Source organism: Paeniglutamicibacter sp. NPDC012692, from assembly GCF_042901625.1.
Taxonomy (GTDB): Bacteria; Actinomycetota; Actinomycetes; order Actinomycetales; family Micrococcaceae; genus Paeniglutamicibacter.
Genome location: NZ_JBIBDE010000001.1, coordinates 785,298 through 801,633, shown reverse-complemented (window position 1 = coordinate 801,633; position 16,336 = coordinate 785,298). Strand labels below are relative to the sequence as shown.

Sequence of the window (16,336 nt, the reverse complement as noted above, 5' to 3'; positions counted from 1 at the left end):
GTTATGCAGCCTTCCCGTGGAGTGCGGAGACGATGCTCTCGCTGGTGATGGTCTTTCCGGATTCGGTGACCTTGGCGGATTCGCCAACACCGCGTGGGGTGCCGGCACCGTGGGTGACCGCGATTTCTGCGGCGGCTTCGGTCGCGTCGGCCTTGAGCTGTTCGGCGTCGAAGGACTCGGCGGCCAGTGCAGCGGTGATCAGCGCGGCGCGGGTGACCTTGGCTTCGGTGTCGCCGAAGGCTTCCGCGACGATGGCTTCGGCGGTCGCCTGGGTGCGAGCGGTTTCAGCTGCGGCCAGCTTGGCCTGGGCTTCCTTCAGTTCAACCTCGACCGTGGCGGCCCGGCTGGCGGACTCGCGCAGGGTGGCAAGTTCGGCTTCCTCAATCTGGGTGGTCGCCATGGGGGCGTCCTCCTTCTTCTGGGTGGCCCCGGCCGGGACCGGCGGGGAGTTCTTGGATTCGGTCGCCGTGTTTACGGCGACGGGGTCGTACTCGGTGCGGCGGCGAACCTCAACAGGCTCACCGGACAGGGCCGCGTTGACACCGGTCAGGGCGTATTCCTGCCGGTAGGTTCGACTGTCCTGCTCGAAGTACACGTAAGTGTCGTCGAAGTCCTGCAGCCAGGCGTAGCGGTCGCCGGCGCCGTGAGTGTCCCGCACCGCGGACCGAAGGTAGTTGCCAATGTCCGCGGTCACGGTTTCGGAAACCATGGAACGGGACTCAATCACGCGGGCGGCCTCGAGCACTTCGCTGATCCCGCCACCGCGGCCAGCAACCGTTACGAGGTCGCACCGGTTGAACTTGGACGGGTATAGCTTTTCCACGACACGTCCAGTGGAGGTTTCCTTGATGTCCGCGCTGGCTACGACAGATGCGCCGATGAACTCGCCGAACTCTTCAACGAAATCGCGCCATGCGGAGCTGACTCGGGACTCGGCCGCCAACCGCCCTTTCACGCCCGTTTCCGGGTCAACCCAGTCGGGCTGCCAGACGGCGTCTTCGACGGTGACCATGGCAAGGTTTCGCAGGTCCCCGCCGGGGCGTTCCATGCGCTCGATGGTGGTGTCGTGGTTGATGTGGGACTGGGTGCCTCGCGGGAAGACGACATCCTTGGCGGCCTGCTCCAGGACTTCGGGAGTGTATTCGCCGGATGATCCGATGCCGGGGGTGATGAGGGTGAGCATGACGCGGCCGGGGCCGGTGCGGGTCGCGGCGGCTGCTTCTTTGATCAAAGTCGACATCGCGACCTCCTATGCTGGTGGGATGGCTATTGATGATGCGAACGATGCCGCGGGCGTGCCCGGGGAATGCCCGGGCCATGAATGGGAAATTGACCACGTCGATTTGTCGCGGCAGGGCGGATTCATCTACGACAAGTGCAAGTGGTGCGAGACGGTCAATGTGTGGCGGCCGTAAATCAGGCGCACACAACGTCATGGCCGGGATGTTCCGGCAAGTCCAAGGGTGCGCGTAGCGGCGTGACGTACGCCGTCCAATCGCAGTCATTGCAGTGAAGCTTCCACGGTTCGCCGTAGTCGGGCATTTCCGTCGCAAACCGGATTCTCGTTGCCATCAGTTCACCAAATCCTTGATCGGTGTTGCCTGCCATGACGGCCGCCAGCCGGGGTTGTCCTGCTTGGTGGCGAGGTCTTCCCACTTGATGTCGCCGCTGGCTAGTAGGTCGCGGCGTGACTTGCCCATGATTTCGGCTTGCGAGTCCGGAGTGAGGCCGTCGTACCAAGAGCGCCCATCAGGGAAGACGTCCTTGGGTTCGTCGATGTCGAATCCGAGGTCGCGCCAGGACTTGGTGATGTCCACCCGGGCGCACCGGCAGTTCGGGTGGCCTTCCGGGCCCGGGTCGTCGTTGGTGAACTCGCGTCCGTGCATGGACAGGCAGGCGGCGCAGGTGCGGCCGGAGAAGCTGCAGGACCATTTCCACCCTTGGAGGATGTCCGTGTTCTGCTTGGCTGCGGCGGCTGCTCCGGCGCGGTGGGCGTCGAGGGTTTCGGTGCGGGCGATGGTGAGCGCCCGGTTGAGGCCGCCGTTGAACTGGCCTTCGGTGCGCTTGATGATTCGCCGCGCTGTCTCCCGCGGGTTTGTGCCAACGCTGATGCCGCGGATTAGTTCCCGCTTCATCAGGCGAACGGTGTCCGCGGGGATTGGCTTGGTGAGCGAGTGGATCCGCTGGGTGGTTCGTTCGACCATGGCGGCGATGGCTTCCGGCGATACCGAGTCCCAGGCGACAACGAGTCCAGCGTGTGCGGGTGGCAGTTGGGAGGCTGCCACCCCGGCACCGGTGGTCCCGCCGAGGTTGATGGCCTCGGGGAGGTCCGTGGTGATCGTCTTGTTGGCGGCGTCTTGAAGTCCGTCGAGGTTCGCCCTGGTCACTTCCAATGCCTGTTTGAGGCGGGAGTTGGCCCGGACCTTCGCCCGACTCACTTTCCCGTTCACCGAGTCCTCGACAAGTTCGGCGATGGAGGCCTCGTATTCGGGGAGCAGTTCGTCCCACGCTGCCACCCATTGGGCCACGAGGGCCCGGGCCTGTTCGTCGGTGAGTTTAGCGAGGGTGCGGCGGGTGTCAGCAATGAGTTTCAGCGTTTCATCAGTGACAGCCACCGCCCACCCCCTAGTCTTCTTCGGAATCCGTGAATTCGCCCTCGTCGGCGTCGCGGTGGGAACCCTCGTGCCCGTCCTTCAAGATGCAATGGAAGTCGCCGACCGGTCCGCCATCGCCGCAGAAGTCGTTTGGGCAGTCATGGTCGAGTTCGTGCTCGGGGCAGTGGTATTTGCCGCATCCGGGGGCGTCGTCCTCGCGATGCCCGTCCGGGTGTTCCCCGCACAGGTATCCGAGGCCGCGATCAATCTTGGCTTCGCAGCCGTCTTTGTCGCAGGTTGCTTCGACGCTATATCCGGCCTCACGGCCATCGGGCAGTTTGTAATATCCGTAGCCCATGGGGCCTCCTATTTGAGTAGTGCGGCGGGGTCGTTGCCCTTGCGGAACTCGTCCGCAGCGGCTTGGCCAGCGGTCACGGTCGGGTCGATGAAGGTGCCATCATCGTCCTTCATTTCCTCAAGCCATTCATCCACGTCGCGGATCTTGAGCGCCCGCATCATCTGCTCAGCGAGCAGCAACGGAGGAACATGGCCGGAAGCCGCAACGAGAGCGTCCATGACCACATCCAGGGCGATGTCTTCGAGGTCCGGGTACGTGATCGTCAGCGTCATGTCCGTTGGGTTCGGCAACCTGACCCGGAGGCGGTCGCCGTCCCGCTCTACGGTGCCCTTGATGGGTCCGCGTGGGGCGATGACGGATTGTTCGATGACGTAGCCGAGGATCTGCCGGCGTGCTTCCCGCCATACTTCTTGGCGGGACTGCATTTCCAGCCGCGTGGGCCGGTCGAGTGTTTCGGCGACAGCTCGTGCCCCGGTCTGGCCGGGGTCGGACAGGATCATCGTCACGGGCAGGCCCATCGCGCTGGCGACCATGGCGGCCAGTGGCTTCGCAGATTCGCTGTCGAGGGTGGCGCCGGACTTTGGGACCGCCTCTAGTTTGTTGTCTTCCGACGTGCTCACTGTCGATCCGGCTGGCAGGGCTTGCATCCCGGCCAACTGCTGGCGCTTCGCCTGGGCAGCCGATTTCTTGCCACCCACGTTCTGCCACGCAATCCGGCTGAGGGATTTCATTAGCAGAGCCCAGTCCTCAAGGAACTCCTTGAACCCGCGAGCCCACGGCAACGCAGCGTAAGCGTCGCCGATGCCGAACTTCCACCCATTCAAGGCGTTGACCTTGATGTGATAGATCGGGGCATCCCACATGACTTCGATGGACTCCGTGGAGCCTGCCTGTTGGATCCGCTTCTGCCGAGCCAATGGCCGGTGTGCAATGTCCGGGTAGTAAGCCTTCCGCTGGACCTCGCGGCCGTTCTGGTCGACCTCAACCCAGGTGCGCAGGTAGTACCAGGTGGTGGTTTTGTCGCCGGGCTTCGTGATCTTGTCCTCGACCTCGTCGAAGTCAATCAGGCGCGGCCTGACTCGGCCGTTGAGCGGGTTCGTGAACAGGGAGAAGAACACGTTGCCATCGGTCGTCAGCGAGTCTTCGTTGCGTTCCGCGGCCTGGGCGCCGGAGAACACCTCACGGACCTCGGGATCATCCAACCATTCTTGGATGAGCTCGTTGACTTTCTCGCCGGTCGCGGTCGTGCCGCATCCCTGCCCGTGGACGTAGGCGCGGCGCAGGGCCCCGGCCCGTTTGATCAGGGGGTTGGCGACGAGGAACACGCGGGCCAGCTCCGCGCTGGTCTTGAGGCCTTGGCGGGAGAACTCCTGTGTGGCGTCCTGGGTGATCTTCTGCCAGCCGGCGTCCTCGCGGGACATGATCAGTGCCGCGTAGGACTCGGTCAGTTCCTCGAGGCGGTGCCCCATGGTGGCGACCGTGCCCGCGGCGACAAGTTCCTTGCCTTCGGGGACGGCTGCCTCTCGGAGGCCAAGCATTTCCAGAATGCCCACAGGCACCTCCAATTTAGACGGGTGAGAAGTAGAAGCCGCGTTCGTCGTAGCCGTCATACACATCCGGCTCGACGATAGTTTCGGACGCGTGGAGCAGCGGCATGAGCAGGAGCCGGTTCACGGCTTGGGAGAACGCATCCAACTGGTCGTCGTTCGCGCCGGACGGGAAGGACAGGGCTTCTTGAAGGAAGTTTTCCACCCATGGGCACAACCTTGTGGATGGAAGCTGCACGTTGCCCGCCCAGGCGAGCGGTGACACGGCGCTGATGCGGGCGTACTTGCTGCCTTCGGGCTCGATGGGGATCATGCCCATGATCTGCCCGTTGAGAGCATTCATGACCGCGGGCCCGTTGGCCTTGTCTTCAACGAACTTGGCGATGGCTTGCGGCCACTTCGCCGACATGGCCTTGATGGCTTCGCAGGTCTCGTTGAAGTTCATCCGGCGCCGCACCTGATCGAGCAGGTATGCGGTGTTGCCGACGCGGAGCCAGACTTGCCCGACGACGTAGTCGCTGGTGTCTTCGCCCTTGAACGTGAGGTCCCAGGATTGGACGAGTTCGTGGTCGTCACGGCCGATGCCCGGTACGGTGTGAACGCCGTTGCTGTCGACCATCCAAAGTGGTTGGTCGTAGTGTGTCCACTCCGTCGGGAGCACGCCGCCCTCGTCCAGCGTCGGGTTCCCTTGGTAGAGGGACTGCCACACCTTCGGGCCGACGGACACCTTGATCTGTTCCCACTGCTTCTCGGTTCGCCCTCGGGCTGATTCGAGCCATTCGCCGGGCTTCCGGCCCAGAGGGTCATCGTCCCCAGCCTCGGCAGGGATGTTCAGCACCGTCCAGCGCGAAGCATCTTCCCCGGCCAACAGGCGGCCGGCCAGATCATCAGCATGCCAACGAGTCAGCACCAGGATGACCGGGGCGCCGGGAGCAAGGCGGGTGATGCCGACGGACTGCCAGAACCCCCACGCCTGTTCGCGGTAGGTTTTGGAGTTCGCTTGTTCGAGGTTGCTGATGGGGTCATCGATGAAGAGGGCGTCGACAGGGCGGCCGGTGAGGCCGCCGCGGATACCGACGGCACGGACGCCGCCCTTGTTCCCTTCGAGCTGCCACCGGCGGGCCGCGCCGTTGTCGCGGGCGACCTGCAGACCAAGATCCAAGGATCCATCGTCGCCGTCGTTGGAGGCGATGTGGTTCCGGATGTTCCTGCCGAATTCGTCGGCAAGGTCTTGGGCGTATGAGACGATCGCGATACGCCGGGACGGGTCCCGGGTAAGGAACCAAAGCGGGCCAATGGTCGTGACCCGGGTGCTCTTCCCCTCCTGGGGCGGCAGGTTGATGATCAGCCGGTCAATCTCCCCGGCCTCGACCTTCACAAGGTATTCGTCGATGAGGTCGAGGGCTCTGGTTTGCACGGTGGTGGGCTCGATGGCCCGGGCGAGATGCCCGGGGGTTGCCCAGTCGTGCTGAGCGGGTTCGAAGGCGCGTGCTGCGAATTCCGCCCAATCGACCGTCAAAGCCCTACCTCCAACGCATCTATTGTTCTAGTCTCGAAGCTACAGTTCACTTCTTTTGGTTGGGGCCAAAATGAACAACAACATGTACATGCCACGACATCTCGACTATCACCTGATGTGCGTGCACTGCGGGGGCCGCGTATTTATTGGGGATAGATGGGCGGAGCGGAAGGACTTGGCGGCGGCTGCAATTACGGAGCCATTCGATTGCCGATGCGGGTCGTTCCCGCGTGAGTACGCGGGTGTGGGAAAGTTCGGGACCGAGGTTTTCTTCGTGCGTGAGTTCGTTGACCCGGACATTTAGATGACCTGTCATGAAGTGGCGGTTCGAAGGCGCGTGCTGCGTATTCCGCCCAGTCGACGGTCACAGCGCCTCCTCTATTTGGGTTGCCCCGCAGGTGCCACGTATCTACCTACAGAACTTGTCGACCATTTCGGTGCTTGGGGCGGCACCTGTAATCTTGAAGTAGTGAAGTAAAACCGGTGATGATATTCGACGATATGTGGGACGTATTGGGTCGGCCTTGGGTAGAAAGCGCAGGAATGCATGCACATTTTCATCGATGACTCTGGTGATGGGGGATTCAAATTCGAGTCAGGGTCGTCAAGTCATTTGGTTATGGCCGCGTGTGTCTTCAAGGATCCTTTAGAAATTCAAAAGCTAAAGGCATGTGTTAGCGGATGCGCAACGCAGAACAGGCACAGGAACGAATTTAAGTATTCCAAAACCAAAGAACGCCTCAAGGATTGCTTCTTCGAGTGCACCAGCGACATCGACTACAGTATTCGTGCGATCCATATCGATAAGAAAAATATCTGGGCACCGAAGTACCGGTCGAGCCCTAGTGCCCTTAAGAACCTAGCGATTTCGCAACTACTGTCGCATGGTTTTGGTCATATCCGAGACGCGAAAGTTGTCATTGACGGTCAGGACACCAAAGCATTTGGTATTCAAGACCACCAATACATCATGCGGGTGGCGAATAATGGTGCGCCAGGAACTTTGAGTCAAGTGACGTTTGCTGATTCGAAGAACAATGCGGGAATTCAGCTTGCTGACATGGTTGCGGGAGCCATAAACAGGGCAGTGCGATCTGGCAAACCTAGCGACCCGAAACACTTAGATATCCTGAGGCCGAGGACCTACCAGCCGCACGGGACCTTGTGGGGTTTCAGGTAGGCGAGCGGCCTTAAAAAGGTCGACCCATCGTTCTATCTTCGCAATGAAGCACGCACGCCATACGGCGACTATTCGAACGACGGGTCTCGGTGAGTCAAGTCTTGCATGGCGCATCGTTCGATGCAACTCCCACAGTTGCACGCGTTGTTGACGGCGGCTTGGTCCGCGGTGGCGCGTGGCGTAGCCAGGGCGCATGTGTTGTGTCGGCTCTCGCCGCCGTCAAGATTGTTTCGGCAGGATGTTGCCGGTTCGCCCGTTTCTGATGGCTTTTGGCCTCCAAAATGGCTGAATCGGCAATATCTTGCCTATGACCTGGTTCGCCCTCATGCTGAGCGCGGGCTCCGTTCGTCGGCGTGGCGAACTTACCGTTTGGTAGGCTTGACTCTTTGGCAATTCAACAAAGGGGAAGTATTGAAAGACGTCAAGGAATTCACGCCGGGCATCGTTCCATGCCAGCTGTGCGGCAACCTGCTCCACTACGTTCTGATGCCGATCGGCCCGAAGGCGTACGGTGCATTGGAGTGCCACGAGGTCATGTGCCTCAATTCAAGCTGCGGCAACTTCTGGCTTCAGCTTGCACCCGCGTCACTATCAGTCGCTGAGCTAGCTGCTCGCGATCAGAGCTACGCGGAACTCAGGGCCCGTGTTCTTGCTAAGCATCTGGAGCTGTCGGCCGCTTACTGACTACGTAGCAGGCCCGGCGGTGGAAGGCGCGTCGGGCCATAGGGGTTCCCGCGGGAGTCGAACCCGCTTGATTGGCTTTGCAGGCCAGCACCTGGCCGTTCGGTCAGGGAACCTTGGCCCGGCCGGCTCATGTTCCGGCCGGGCTATTCAGTTGTATGCCGCCCCGCGGCGTTGCAAGAAGATCGGGGAGGCGATTCCCAGCCGAGAGTTCGCGAAAAGGTAAGTTCATCCGCTGGGAAAGTGGGCGTGTGGCCGGTTGCCGGTCATTGCCGTCCGGAGTCCATTGGGGTGGAGGGTCCGCGGCTCGTCAGCGCTATTGTCGATAGGTTCCGGCCACACACGTGAGTTGAAGATCGAGGCAGTAATCCGATCTTGATTTCATCTTAGGTACAGTTGTGCGGTTTTAGCAAGTTCTAATTGCTATTTCAGCAATGAGTGATTGCTTTTGGTTCGATGAGTGTGAGTACTGAGGCGGCGGTGTGTCCCTCCTGTCGGGTTCGGATGTCGCATACTGGGGCGAGTTTTCCGCGGGTTACCCATTGTTTGGCGGTGTTGTATTTGAGGGGGTAGCCATAGTCGTTGAGTGCTCGAACGATTTGGGGGAGTGGTGCGATGACGTGCCAGGCTTGGCTGATCTTCGCGGTGACGCGGTCCCTTGCTGAGTGTGTGGCGCGGCAGGTGTCGCACTTCGCTTGGTCGTCGCCTTCGCGGCCGATGACTTGGCCGGCACAGAACACGATGGTTTCTTCCTCCCAGACGGGGGTATTACATTCGCCGAGTAGGAGCTTGGGAGCTTGCCGGTCGGCTGCGTTGATGACTTGGCGTTCCGCTGCCCGGAGTTCTTGGAGGATGGTGTTGGCGTGCTCGTTGCCACGGATGATGCCAAGATGCATGCGAAGGAAGTGAGCAGCGCTGATCGTGTCAACGGGTGCCTGCTTGTTCTGTGCTTTGCCAATGAGGCCGGCCCAGTACCCGATGGCCTCTTGGTACCCGGCGACGTGTCCGCTCATGTCCAGGCTGAACGGCAGCCCGGGGGCAGTTGAGCCGCCTCCGCCGCCGATGGGCGCCGGGGCAACGGCCGTGTTCGTGAGCGTCCCGCCCGCGGTGTTCAGGGTGTCACGGACCCTGCCCAAGATCCGGCGCAGGTCGTTCGCCCCATCATTGCAGAGCGTGAGCCCGTCGGGTAAGTCCTTGTCGCAGTGCGTGCATTCGGTCATTTGACTTCCTTTGGATATGGCGATTTGGTCAGTGGGTTTGGGTGGTCCTTTAAATGCTGCGCAATCGTCTGCTGGGCCGCTGAATAGAAGTCAACCTGTTCGAAGCGGTCATCGCCTCCAAAGCTCTCAAAATAGGGCGATTTTAGGGTGAAGTACTGCTTGTGATTCTCGAACTCGAAGATGTAGGGGTATGCCTCATTACGCGCCTTTTCCAGATCGTCTTTGTCTGGAAATGGGTGAGCGCCCAGCCCTTCCGCTATTGAGCTTTCAATCGCCCACGACAAATCCATCAGAGCTTTCTCATAGGCGATCAAGCTGGCTCGACGCGCTTGCGCAAGAGTAGCTTTGTCTCGCTTCTTGGAATAGGAGTTTCCAATGGCGGCACCGAAAAATCCGATGATCAGGCTAGCGATAATCTGTGCAATGCCGAGAGCTATTTGTGCTTCTTCAGTAGTCATGCCTTCTATTCTCCATTAAGAGCGCGTAGGGCTTGCGGGACGATGGTTGGCAACAACTGCTGTTGCGCGGCGCTGAGGTTGAGGGCGCCGAAGATCTGCTTGAGGACGACGGCGACGAGTTCCCCTTGCTGCTCCGCCATCCGGACCTTGCGTTCTTCGATGCCGGCGCGCAAGGCTGCGGCCGATACTTTGACCAGGTGGTCGCGTTCCCGGCAGTACAGCTGATACCAAACCGACGGTTCGGCTTTCTCCGTGCTCTTGTCGATCGGGCCTTCTGGGCCGACGCCTTCCTCATGCTGGACAGTGCCCCAGGTGAGCTCCTGCGGGGACAGCTCTGCGACCTGGCCACGCAACCACTGCACATGAGCGTGGGTCACGCGGATCTCTTCGAGCAGTGCGGCGCCGGGGTCGACGTCTGGGTATTGGTCGCGGATGCCGAGGGTTTTCACGATGTTCTGGAGTTCCTGTTCTGCGAGGCGGCGTTCGGCGGCACGCTGCGCTTGTGGGCTCTTGCCGCCGTGGTTCCCGCAGCGGGTTGCACCCTTGAGTGGGGGAGCGCCGCACGGTTCGCCGTCCTTGCGTTTCTTCCCGCCGCAGATGACCAGACCGTTGACGATCTGCCCGGGTGCGAAGGTTGGGTCGCCCTTCCACTTCGCGACGGCCGCGGCCACCGACCCTTCATCAGTTACTCGGGCGGTCATGGCTTACCTTTCTGGCCGGTGATGTCCGGCGAGTAATTGGTTCTCAGATCAGAGTTTCGAATATGATTCAACGGACAACCAATGGGGAGAAATCTATGAATGCTGCGCGTGAATTGGCTGCGCTGATGACCGAATGGAATACAGAAACGCGGCAGAGCCTTTTTGTCCGTCGTGGGATGCGTGACGGCGAATCGTCGCTTGCATACGATTTTTGGCAAAGGCAGCGGAAGTGCATTGAGCTCATCGTCGAAACGGAAAATGCACTAGAGTCCTTGCGAGAGCGCGGCATTCCGGTAGACAACTACCGACCAATGCTGGCGCGGGTCTGGAACTACGCTTTTTCCCCGGAGGTTCAGTGGCAGACCTCCAACACCAACCATTTGCTGGGGGTGGAAGACATCCAGAGTTTGGAAACGCTTTCACACTTTTTTGATGCGTTTGACGCAAGTGGGCCGCAGATTTCTGTCGAAGGCCGCGCAGCACTTCTTGAATTACTCGACGCCGTAATTCAAGAGACTCAGGAATGTTTTGACATTCCACAGGCAATTCGCGTTCGCTTGGCGACTCACGTCCAGTTCCTTCGCGAAGCGCTTGACCCGGAGATTGACATCGATCCGAGAAAACTGCAGCGCTTGTTGGACCAGATGGCCGGCGTGTTGCTGTCGGCAATGAATGAAACGAAGAGCACCGAAAAGAGGCGCAAGCTTTTCGCCTACTCTGTTTCTTTGGCAACAGCGATGGCACAAAGTGGCGCCTATGACGCTTTGAAGGCGCTCGCTGGAACAGGTGTGCAGGAACTTTTGGGGATTGAAGCATCTGAGTAGTCCTTTCTAGAGCCATGAGTTGGGTTGGTGGCTGCGCCAGGTGGTGATCCAGTCGTTGAGCCACGGGAAGATCTCCCACCACGGGCTCACGGCAGGCTCCCTATCTTCCGGATCTCCGGGTGTTCGCGTTCGTGTTGGTCGGCTTCGAGTACGTTGCTGGTCATCAGGCGGCAGTCTGTGCGCCGACACCAGAACAGGTGGCGGCTCATTCGGTGGCTCCGGTCAGGCGGTTGACGAACTGGGCAACGTCATCGCACGCGCTCTGGCAGTCTTCGCACGTGGCGTAGTCTCCGGGCTCGCAAGCACCGCACACCCAGCCCGCCTGGTTGACCTCGGCACCGGTGAATTGCTTGTCGATCGCGGCGAGAGCACGGGCCATGGACGCCCGGTACCTGTTGGCGAGTTCAGGCTCAACGGATGCCATATGCGTCCAGTCCGTCAACCCACTCGGGTCGCTATAGAAACCATCGCAGGCGACTTCGATGCGTGGGTCGGTGCTCACTTGGCCACCGCCGCGTAGTCGGCTTCGGCCTGTTCCAGTGCGGTGCCGGCCCGGACCAGGTCCTCGATGCGAGCGTGTACGTCTCGGTCATGCTGCGCGGCCTGGTTCACTCGGGCAGCCGCAACACGAACCTCCCGGCGTGCAGCCAGTACGGCTTTCTGCGCCTCAAGTAGATCAACGATCGTGGATGGTTCTGTGGTGCTCATAATTCCCTCCCAAAGGGGTTCCCGCTACTCGCGGCTGCTATCGACAGTTATCAATCTAGCAATCACTGATTACAAAAGCAAGCACGCTAATTGCAACGCAGCTCCGAAATGATCCGCCCATTCAGCAAATCTGCCGGCCGCCACACGCCCGCATCCTGGCCAGTCCTCGCAAGGGCATTCAGCCACTCCTGCTGATCCGCAGTCACCCGCCCCTTTGCCGCCTTCAACTCCCGATACAAGATCCGCTTACGTTGCGTCGAAACCATAACCAGGTCTGGGAATCCCGGCGCGCTCCGCTGCGAATTATGCGTGTGGTAAACCAGCTCGAAACCATGGAACTTTGCCAATTGAATCACTCGGGTCTGAAAGTTCTTCTCCGACATGACATTCACGCCCTGTGCCACAATGTCGGTTCTTTCGGTGTTCATTCGCTCGCTCCCGGCTTCGCGGGGGCTGGGTGGGGGATTGTTTGTCCCGGTTCGTTTGCGGCGCTCAAATTGTCTCCTACTGATTCCTTGGGTTGCAAGTGCTGGTTGCCGGTTGGGGACGTAGTCCCGGGGTTGCCTACGATGGCTCGCCATCCTGCTGGCGGTTCGGTCCGGTAGTGCTGGCGTCGACATTCGTTCTCCGGACGCTCATGCTCCGGGCACCAGAGTTGACGCGGTGGCAGTCGGTCGGGCTCTTCGCCGGGCTGGAGCCAGTGCTTGCCGGGGAGGAAGATCGTTTCGGGGGATCGGATGGCGGGGTTCCTGGCTGCACGGATCGCAGCTTCAGCCAACGCGGGGAAGTTGTGGTCCTCGCGGTGCTTGGCGAACAGGGTCATGAGCTGTCGAGGCTTCCAATCGTTGGGGCGGATCATTGCCAGGACTTCGGCCAAGGCTGAGGCTTGCTGCTGGGTGATCATGGGTTCTTCTTTCCATCGTCGATTGTCGCTGGGGTTCGCGTTAAGTGAGTGACATTCGACGATTTGTCTTGGATTTCATTCTTTGAAACTTGAGTAGAAACCTTGGTGAGTTGAGGCACCCAAGGTGAGTGGATTGGTTAATGGTTAATGGTGGTTGGATTTTGCTTGAGCTATCGCTTGAGCTATCGCTTGAAGCTGAGCTTGAAATAGGTTCAAGCTAAATCGAAGCTAATCAGTCCTCGGGAGGTGGTTCTTCGCCCGGACAGAGGGGGCAATTCGGGTCCGTGACACCCTTGTTCACGTGGTTCCTGGTGTGCGCGGACTTGATGCCGCCGCGCCTCCCGGACTCCGCCCGCTCGGAAAGCATGTGCTTCACCTCCGCCGCGGTGTTCTGGTGCTTCACGTAGTCGTGCATCCGGTAGGTTCCGCCACCGTTGTCGTACACGAGTTTCGCGGTGAGCAGTTCCTTGCCGGGGCCGGGCCCGAGCATGTTCAGGTCGTGCTTCCCGATGATCCCGTCGTTGAGGTCTTCGTTGCAGATCCCGAGGAGGGTGATGTGGAGGCGGAATGCTTTGTCGCTGAGTCCGCGTACTTTTCGGTGCCTGGGGTACTCGTTGGTGAGAACAAAGTAAGGTCGCTTGTCCTTCGCCGTTTCAGTCAATTGGTTGTCCTTTCACGTAAGCTGATGGGCATGTTATGGGGGATATCGCAAGAGCACTGGATGGAACTATGGAGCGGCACGATTGGGGCCCTGGTGTCTGCAGTGCTGGCAGCGCTTGTCGCTGTGTTCGTTGTTTGGAGAACGAACAAGTACCAAGGTAAGCAAGCAGCAATTGCTCGTGCCGACGCATACGTGCAGTCTGCAAAGGCCCTTCGTGAACAGAAGGAGATCCTAGAAAAGCAGTTCGCTTTTCAAATTGAGGAATCTCGGCTAGCGGAGAGTAGTCGGTGTATTGCAGAATTTATGTCCGCTGCTGAAGCGCTTCATCTTTCGTGGCTCTACTTGCCGGACAATACTCCAGAGCAGCTCAAGCTCCTGTCAGAGCTAAATGGGCGCATGAGCAAATCTGTATTCGAGCTAAAAATGCTTGGAGAATTTGCCCTCGAGCCAGTGGCATTGCTGCAGGGTTGGCCGATGGTTCTATCCGGTTTGGCGATTAAGAGGGCCTCCGGTAAAAAGGGCGGCGATATCGCCGCAGACGCTAAAGAAGCACTCCAAGATGCATGTCGCGCCCTCAGCTACCATCTGCAGAATTGGAATACTCGTACAGATCAAGAACGAGAGCAAGCTTTTGCGGAACTGGGCCGGCAGCAAAGGGCGTGCAATGAGATTGTGATTCGAAGTGCTGATCCCGCCTGATCAGATATTCTTCCGGTCGATCGTCCGGGTCCAGTGCCAGCCTCCGGCGTGTTCGTAGTAGATCACGTGATGTCGCCAAGCGGTCAGATACCAGAGTGTTCTTGGAGTCTCAGCGTTTTGACGATGCTCGGAACCATGACCACACCGGATATGCCGTCCTTCTTGGGGCATACCAGTAGTCGAGCGTGGCCGTGGCGGAGGATTACCCGCCTTCGCTAGTGTCAGTCAACTGCCACTCCCTTGGCTTAATCCTGCTCTTATCAGCGGAACTATGGTGGGGATCATGTATAAATGATTCTTTCTACGAATGGAGATTAGTTGGATCTATGGTGGTTGTTTACCGGCGGAATGTGCTTGGCAGTGGGAGCAATGATTGGTACGCAGATCGTCTCCTGGACTACGGTGCAGGCGCGAAATAGCGACGCTGCTGAATTGAAAGCACGTAAACTGTTCAATTTGAATCGCATTATGAACTTCAGCAACCTTGTTGGTTCGGTGTTGGTCCTTGGTGGCGCTGCCATTTCGTTGCGGCTCGCTGGTAACGATTTTGCTCTCTGCTTGGTTTTGGTACTGGGCGTCATATTGATTGTGAGCAACCTCGTCAATAGAAGTCAGATCAAGAAATTGAACAACGAATCCGCCATGAAGAGTGGGCTGGTGACGGTTCGCCGCAAGCGCTAGGCATCGCTTCTGCCAATGCGTCTGGTCCAGTGCCAGCCGCCGGCGTGTTCGTAGTAGCGGACGGGGGAGCGGTCGCCGTTCTCCTTCTGGATTTCGGCGCGTAGTCGTTTGGCGTCGTCCCGAGTTGGTGCCCAGACCTTCCCGCAGTAGGGGTCTGGGCACACAGGCCTAGGGGAGCGGTACACGCGGCGGACAGACTGCGCGCTCATGCCGCAAATTCCTTGCTCGCATTGGGTAGGCTGAGTCCATGCACAATCCAGCAGCTGACTTGCGTGCCCTTTTCGAATCCTGGCAAACTGGGCCAACGCCACACCATGCTCGCTCCATGGATGAAGGCGGCATTGAAAAGCATCTCCTTGCCATGCGGTACGTTGCCGATTGCGCCCGGATATTGGATCTTGCCGAAGTGCAAGGATCTAGAGTTGCCGTCCACCAACGAGCGTTGAATCTTTGTGTCAAGGCGATCATTAATCATCCTTACAATTGGTTTGACAAGGACGCTGATAAACCGTTTACAGACCACCTGCTGGACGCTGTCGAGGGGCTGGAGACATTCATCAGCATGATGAATTACGCTCCCATTGCGGCAACTTCCCAGAGCATTGAAAGAATGATCGCTGAGATCATTCCTCTGCTCATGGAAGACGATTCGCTTGATCCCGACATCAAGGGGCACGTGTACCGAACAATTCGAACTCTCCAGCGGTTCCTGGAAGATGAACACTTCTCGCCAGGAGGAGACTTCGCCGAGGCTGTCTACGACCTTTGGGTAGCTACCAACGCGGCCGCTGGCAGTGCCACGGATCCGGAATCGGCTGACCGCTGGCGTGATAAAGCCAAACGACTTTGGGAAGAGACCCGAGGCAGCACGATTGCGGCAATGCCTGCGAACGCAATTGCTTTGACTCAACTGGTTGTAGCGGCGCAGCAACTTCAAATTGGATAGCTGTTCATCAGAGCCAAATGTTCTGTCTCGATGAGTTCTTGAACCTGCCCATAGGCGAAACGAAGCGCCAGTTGATTGTGTTGCCCAACGACGCTGATGTCGAGTTTCTGAACCTTGGTTTGAAGGATCGTGAGCAACAGATTGCATGCCCTGCGCTGTTCCGCGGTCATCGATTTGTAGTCCATGGGATGTCATTCCTTCTCCTTGAAGTAGAGGTCGCCGGGTGTTGCCCTGGCAGTAATGCAGGTGGGGCAAATGTCGCCGGTGAGGCGGGCAATGCGAGCCAGCGGCGAGCGGTGCCTCGAGGCTGGGTTGCGTGTTCTCCGGTTCGGTAGTCGTGGTGCAGCGTTGCCCGTCGACCTGGTTGTCGCAGCGCATCACCCACCGCTGATCGAGCGGGACCTTCTTGCCGTCCTCAACCCACTGCCTCATGCTGTTTCCTTTCGTACGGTGTTGCCGCGGGATCCGCGGGCGGGTTGGTCGTACCATCCGAAGACCGCGGCCTCGGGCCGGCAGTCCTGGCAGTAGTCCTTGCCGGGGGTCCGGCCGTTCGGCGTGTGGCGGATGCCGCAGCGCCCGCACACGCACTGGCGCTCCGCCTTCGGGCTCCGGGTGTTCATGGTTCCTCCAGCTCTTCCAGTGCGTCCGCTTGGCC

Annotated in this window: 23 protein-coding genes and 1 tRNA gene; 7 read left to right on the top strand and 17 right to left on the bottom strand. The window is 59.5% G+C overall.

Going from position 1 to position 16,336, the window contains the following annotated elements:
- Position 1: 1 nt before the first annotated feature.
- Positions 2-1,240: a hypothetical protein gene (locus ACFY5D_RS03655; protein WP_387525163.1), complete on the bottom strand. Its 1,239-nt coding sequence runs from the start codon at positions 1,238-1,240 to the stop codon at positions 2-4.
- Between the two features lie 22 nt (positions 1,241-1,262).
- Between ACFY5D_RS03655 and ACFY5D_RS03650 the strand changes: the two genes are divergently transcribed.
- Positions 1,263-1,415 carry a hypothetical protein gene (locus ACFY5D_RS03650; protein WP_387525161.1) on the top strand — a complete coding sequence of 51 codons (153 nt, stop codon included), beginning with the start codon at positions 1,263-1,265 and terminating at the stop codon, positions 1,413-1,415.
- A 156-nt stretch (positions 1,416-1,571) separates the two neighbouring features.
- Here the strand turns inward: ACFY5D_RS03650 and ACFY5D_RS03645 are convergent, their stop codons facing one another.
- The 4 genes from ACFY5D_RS03645 to terL are packed head-to-tail and all read right to left on the bottom strand — an operon-like array spanning position 1,572 to position 6,018.
- A complete protein-coding gene (locus tag ACFY5D_RS03645; protein ID WP_387525158.1) occupies positions 1,572-2,615 on the bottom strand; it encodes a phage minor head protein in 1,044 nt (347 codons plus the stop codon).
- 10 nt (positions 2,616-2,625) lie between these two features.
- Positions 2,626-2,952: a hypothetical protein gene (locus ACFY5D_RS03640; RefSeq protein WP_387525155.1), complete on the bottom strand. Its 327-nt coding sequence runs from the start codon at positions 2,950-2,952 to the stop codon at positions 2,626-2,628.
- 8 nt (positions 2,953-2,960) lie between these two features.
- A complete protein-coding gene (locus tag ACFY5D_RS03635) occupies positions 2,961-4,505 on the bottom strand; it encodes a hypothetical protein (protein ID WP_387525154.1) in 1,545 nt (514 codons plus the stop codon).
- 13 nt (positions 4,506-4,518) lie between these two features.
- The gene (terL, locus tag ACFY5D_RS03630) at positions 4,519-6,018 is read right to left on the bottom strand and encodes a phage terminase large subunit (RefSeq protein ID WP_387525152.1); all 1,500 of its coding nucleotides are present in this window, start codon (positions 6,016-6,018) and stop codon (positions 4,519-4,521) included.
- Between the two features lie 547 nt (positions 6,019-6,565).
- Here terL and ACFY5D_RS03625 point away from each other — a divergent pair.
- On the top strand, positions 6,566-7,198 hold the full coding sequence (locus ACFY5D_RS03625) for a DUF3800 domain-containing protein (protein WP_387525150.1): 633 nt from the start codon (positions 6,566-6,568) through the stop codon (positions 7,196-7,198).
- A 120-nt stretch (positions 7,199-7,318) separates the two neighbouring features.
- Entirely contained in the window at positions 7,319-7,882 is a 564-nt protein-coding gene (locus tag ACFY5D_RS03620; RefSeq protein ID WP_387525148.1) for a hypothetical protein, read from the top strand.
- Positions 7,883-7,924: 42 nt separating this feature from the next.
- On the opposite strand, the gene ACFY5D_RS03615 is transcribed toward ACFY5D_RS03620, so the two are convergent.
- The 4 genes from ACFY5D_RS03615 to ACFY5D_RS03600 form a co-directional block, all read right to left on the bottom strand.
- Positions 7,925-7,995, bottom strand: a tRNA-Cys gene (locus tag ACFY5D_RS03615).
- 312 nt (positions 7,996-8,307) lie between these two features.
- Complete coding sequence (locus tag ACFY5D_RS03610) at positions 8,308-9,099, bottom strand: hypothetical protein (RefSeq protein ID WP_387525146.1); 792 nt, start codon at positions 9,097-9,099, stop codon at positions 8,308-8,310.
- Positions 9,096-9,557, bottom strand: a complete 462-nt coding sequence (locus ACFY5D_RS03605) for a hypothetical protein (RefSeq protein ID WP_387525143.1) — start codon at positions 9,555-9,557, stop codon at positions 9,096-9,098. The genes ACFY5D_RS03610 and ACFY5D_RS03605 overlap by 4 nt, the downstream gene beginning before the upstream one ends.
- A 5-nt stretch (positions 9,558-9,562) precedes the next feature.
- Complete coding sequence (locus tag ACFY5D_RS03600; protein WP_387525141.1) at positions 9,563-10,258, bottom strand: hypothetical protein; 696 nt, start codon at positions 10,256-10,258, stop codon at positions 9,563-9,565.
- Between the two features lie 62 nt (positions 10,259-10,320).
- Here ACFY5D_RS03600 and ACFY5D_RS03595 point away from each other — a divergent pair, with 62 nt between their 5' ends.
- Entirely contained in the window at positions 10,321-11,082 is a 762-nt protein-coding gene (locus ACFY5D_RS03595; RefSeq protein ID WP_387525138.1) for a hypothetical protein, read from the top strand.
- Positions 11,083-11,287: 205 nt separating this feature from the next.
- On the opposite strand, the gene ACFY5D_RS03590 is transcribed toward ACFY5D_RS03595, so the two are convergent.
- From ACFY5D_RS03590 to ACFY5D_RS03570, 5 genes are all read right to left on the bottom strand, one after another.
- A complete protein-coding gene (locus ACFY5D_RS03590) occupies positions 11,288-11,461 on the bottom strand; it encodes a hypothetical protein (RefSeq protein WP_387525135.1) in 174 nt (57 codons plus the stop codon).
- A 119-nt stretch (positions 11,462-11,580) separates the two neighbouring features.
- Positions 11,581-11,790 carry a hypothetical protein gene (locus ACFY5D_RS03585; RefSeq protein ID WP_387525133.1) on the bottom strand — a complete coding sequence of 70 codons (210 nt, stop codon included), beginning with the start codon at positions 11,788-11,790 and terminating at the stop codon, positions 11,581-11,583.
- A gap of 86 nt (positions 11,791-11,876) precedes the next feature.
- Positions 11,877-12,218: a VRR-NUC domain-containing protein gene (locus ACFY5D_RS03580; protein ID WP_387525130.1), complete on the bottom strand. Its 342-nt coding sequence runs from the start codon at positions 12,216-12,218 to the stop codon at positions 11,877-11,879.
- Positions 12,215-12,694, bottom strand: a complete 480-nt coding sequence (locus ACFY5D_RS03575; RefSeq protein ID WP_387525127.1) for a hypothetical protein — start codon at positions 12,692-12,694, stop codon at positions 12,215-12,217. Before ACFY5D_RS03575 ends, ACFY5D_RS03580 begins: the two co-directional genes overlap by 4 nt.
- A gap of 232 nt (positions 12,695-12,926) precedes the next feature.
- Positions 12,927-13,355: a hypothetical protein gene (locus tag ACFY5D_RS03570; RefSeq protein ID WP_387525125.1), complete on the bottom strand. Its 429-nt coding sequence runs from the start codon at positions 13,353-13,355 to the stop codon at positions 12,927-12,929.
- Between the two features lie 60 nt (positions 13,356-13,415).
- Here ACFY5D_RS03570 and ACFY5D_RS03565 point away from each other — a divergent pair, with 60 nt between their 5' ends.
- Both ACFY5D_RS03565 and ACFY5D_RS03560 read left to right on the top strand, forming a co-directional pair.
- Positions 13,416-14,054, top strand: coding sequence for a hypothetical protein (locus ACFY5D_RS03565; protein ID WP_387525123.1), 639 nt, complete (start codon positions 13,416-13,418; stop codon positions 14,052-14,054).
- 318 nt (positions 14,055-14,372) lie between these two features.
- A complete protein-coding gene (locus ACFY5D_RS03560) occupies positions 14,373-14,735 on the top strand; it encodes a hypothetical protein (RefSeq protein ID WP_387525121.1) in 363 nt (120 codons plus the stop codon).
- Here ACFY5D_RS03560 and ACFY5D_RS03555 read toward each other — a convergent pair.
- On the bottom strand, positions 14,732-14,944 hold the full coding sequence (locus ACFY5D_RS03555) for a hypothetical protein (RefSeq protein ID WP_387525118.1): 213 nt from the start codon (positions 14,942-14,944) through the stop codon (positions 14,732-14,734). The genes ACFY5D_RS03560 and ACFY5D_RS03555 overlap by 4 nt on opposite strands.
- 38 nt (positions 14,945-14,982) lie before the next feature.
- On the opposite strand from ACFY5D_RS03555, the gene ACFY5D_RS03550 reads away from it, so the two are divergent.
- The gene (locus ACFY5D_RS03550) at positions 14,983-15,681 is read left to right on the top strand and encodes a hypothetical protein (RefSeq protein WP_387525115.1); all 699 of its coding nucleotides are present in this window, start codon (positions 14,983-14,985) and stop codon (positions 15,679-15,681) included.
- Here the strand turns inward: ACFY5D_RS03550 and ACFY5D_RS03545 are convergent.
- Together ACFY5D_RS03545 and ACFY5D_RS03540 are read right to left on the bottom strand one after the other, a co-directional pair.
- Positions 15,669-15,866 (bottom strand): hypothetical protein, encoded by a 198-nt coding sequence (locus ACFY5D_RS03545; RefSeq protein WP_387525113.1) that lies wholly within the window; start codon positions 15,864-15,866, stop codon positions 15,669-15,671. The two genes, ACFY5D_RS03550 and ACFY5D_RS03545, sit on opposite strands and share 13 nt — an antisense overlap.
- Positions 15,867-16,109: 243 nt before the next feature.
- Positions 16,110-16,301 carry a hypothetical protein gene (locus ACFY5D_RS03540; protein ID WP_387525110.1) on the bottom strand — a complete coding sequence of 64 codons (192 nt, stop codon included), beginning with the start codon at positions 16,299-16,301 and terminating at the stop codon, positions 16,110-16,112.
- Positions 16,302-16,336: the final 35 nt, after the last annotated feature.

Coding starts and splice junctions, on each gene's coding strand:
- ACFY5D_RS03655 (WP_387525163.1), bottom strand. CDS start 1,240: ATGTCGACTTTGATCAAAGAAGCAGCCGCCGCGACCCGCACCGGCCCC.
- ACFY5D_RS03650 (WP_387525161.1), top strand. CDS start 1,263: ATGGCTATTGATGATGCGAACGATGCCGCGGGCGTGCCCGGGGAATGC.
- ACFY5D_RS03640 (WP_387525155.1), bottom strand. CDS start 2,952: ATGGGCTACGGATATTACAAACTGCCCGATGGCCGTGAGGCCGGATAT.
- ACFY5D_RS03625 (WP_387525150.1), top strand. CDS start 6,566: ATGCACATTTTCATCGATGACTCTGGTGATGGGGGATTCAAATTCGAG.
- ACFY5D_RS03620 (WP_387525148.1), top strand. CDS start 7,319: ATGCAACTCCCACAGTTGCACGCGTTGTTGACGGCGGCTTGGTCCGCG.
- ACFY5D_RS03610 (WP_387525146.1), bottom strand. CDS start 9,099: ATGACCGAATGCACGCACTGCGACAAGGACTTACCCGACGGGCTCACG.
- ACFY5D_RS03605 (WP_387525143.1), bottom strand. CDS start 9,557: ATGACTACTGAAGAAGCACAAATAGCTCTCGGCATTGCACAGATTATC.
- ACFY5D_RS03600 (WP_387525141.1), bottom strand. CDS start 10,258: ATGACCGCCCGAGTAACTGATGAAGGGTCGGTGGCCGCGGCCGTCGCG.
- ACFY5D_RS03595 (WP_387525138.1), top strand. CDS start 10,321: ATGATTCAACGGACAACCAATGGGGAGAAATCTATGAATGCTGCGCGT.
- ACFY5D_RS03590 (WP_387525135.1), bottom strand. CDS start 11,461: ATGGCCCGTGCTCTCGCCGCGATCGACAAGCAATTCACCGGTGCCGAG.
- ACFY5D_RS03585 (WP_387525133.1), bottom strand. CDS start 11,790: ATGAGCACCACAGAACCATCCACGATCGTTGATCTACTTGAGGCGCAG.
- ACFY5D_RS03580 (WP_387525130.1), bottom strand. CDS start 12,218: ATGAACACCGAAAGAACCGACATTGTGGCACAGGGCGTGAATGTCATG.
- ACFY5D_RS03575 (WP_387525127.1), bottom strand. CDS start 12,694: ATGATCACCCAGCAGCAAGCCTCAGCCTTGGCCGAAGTCCTGGCAATG.
- ACFY5D_RS03565 (WP_387525123.1), top strand. CDS start 13,416: ATGGAACTATGGAGCGGCACGATTGGGGCCCTGGTGTCTGCAGTGCTG.
- ACFY5D_RS03555 (WP_387525118.1), bottom strand. CDS start 14,944: ATGAGCGCGCAGTCTGTCCGCCGCGTGTACCGCTCCCCTAGGCCTGTG.
- ACFY5D_RS03550 (WP_387525115.1), top strand. CDS start 14,983: ATGCACAATCCAGCAGCTGACTTGCGTGCCCTTTTCGAATCCTGGCAA.
- ACFY5D_RS03545 (WP_387525113.1), bottom strand. CDS start 15,866: ATGGACTACAAATCGATGACCGCGGAACAGCGCAGGGCATGCAATCTG.
- ACFY5D_RS03540 (WP_387525110.1), bottom strand. CDS start 16,301: ATGAACACCCGGAGCCCGAAGGCGGAGCGCCAGTGCGTGTGCGGGCGC.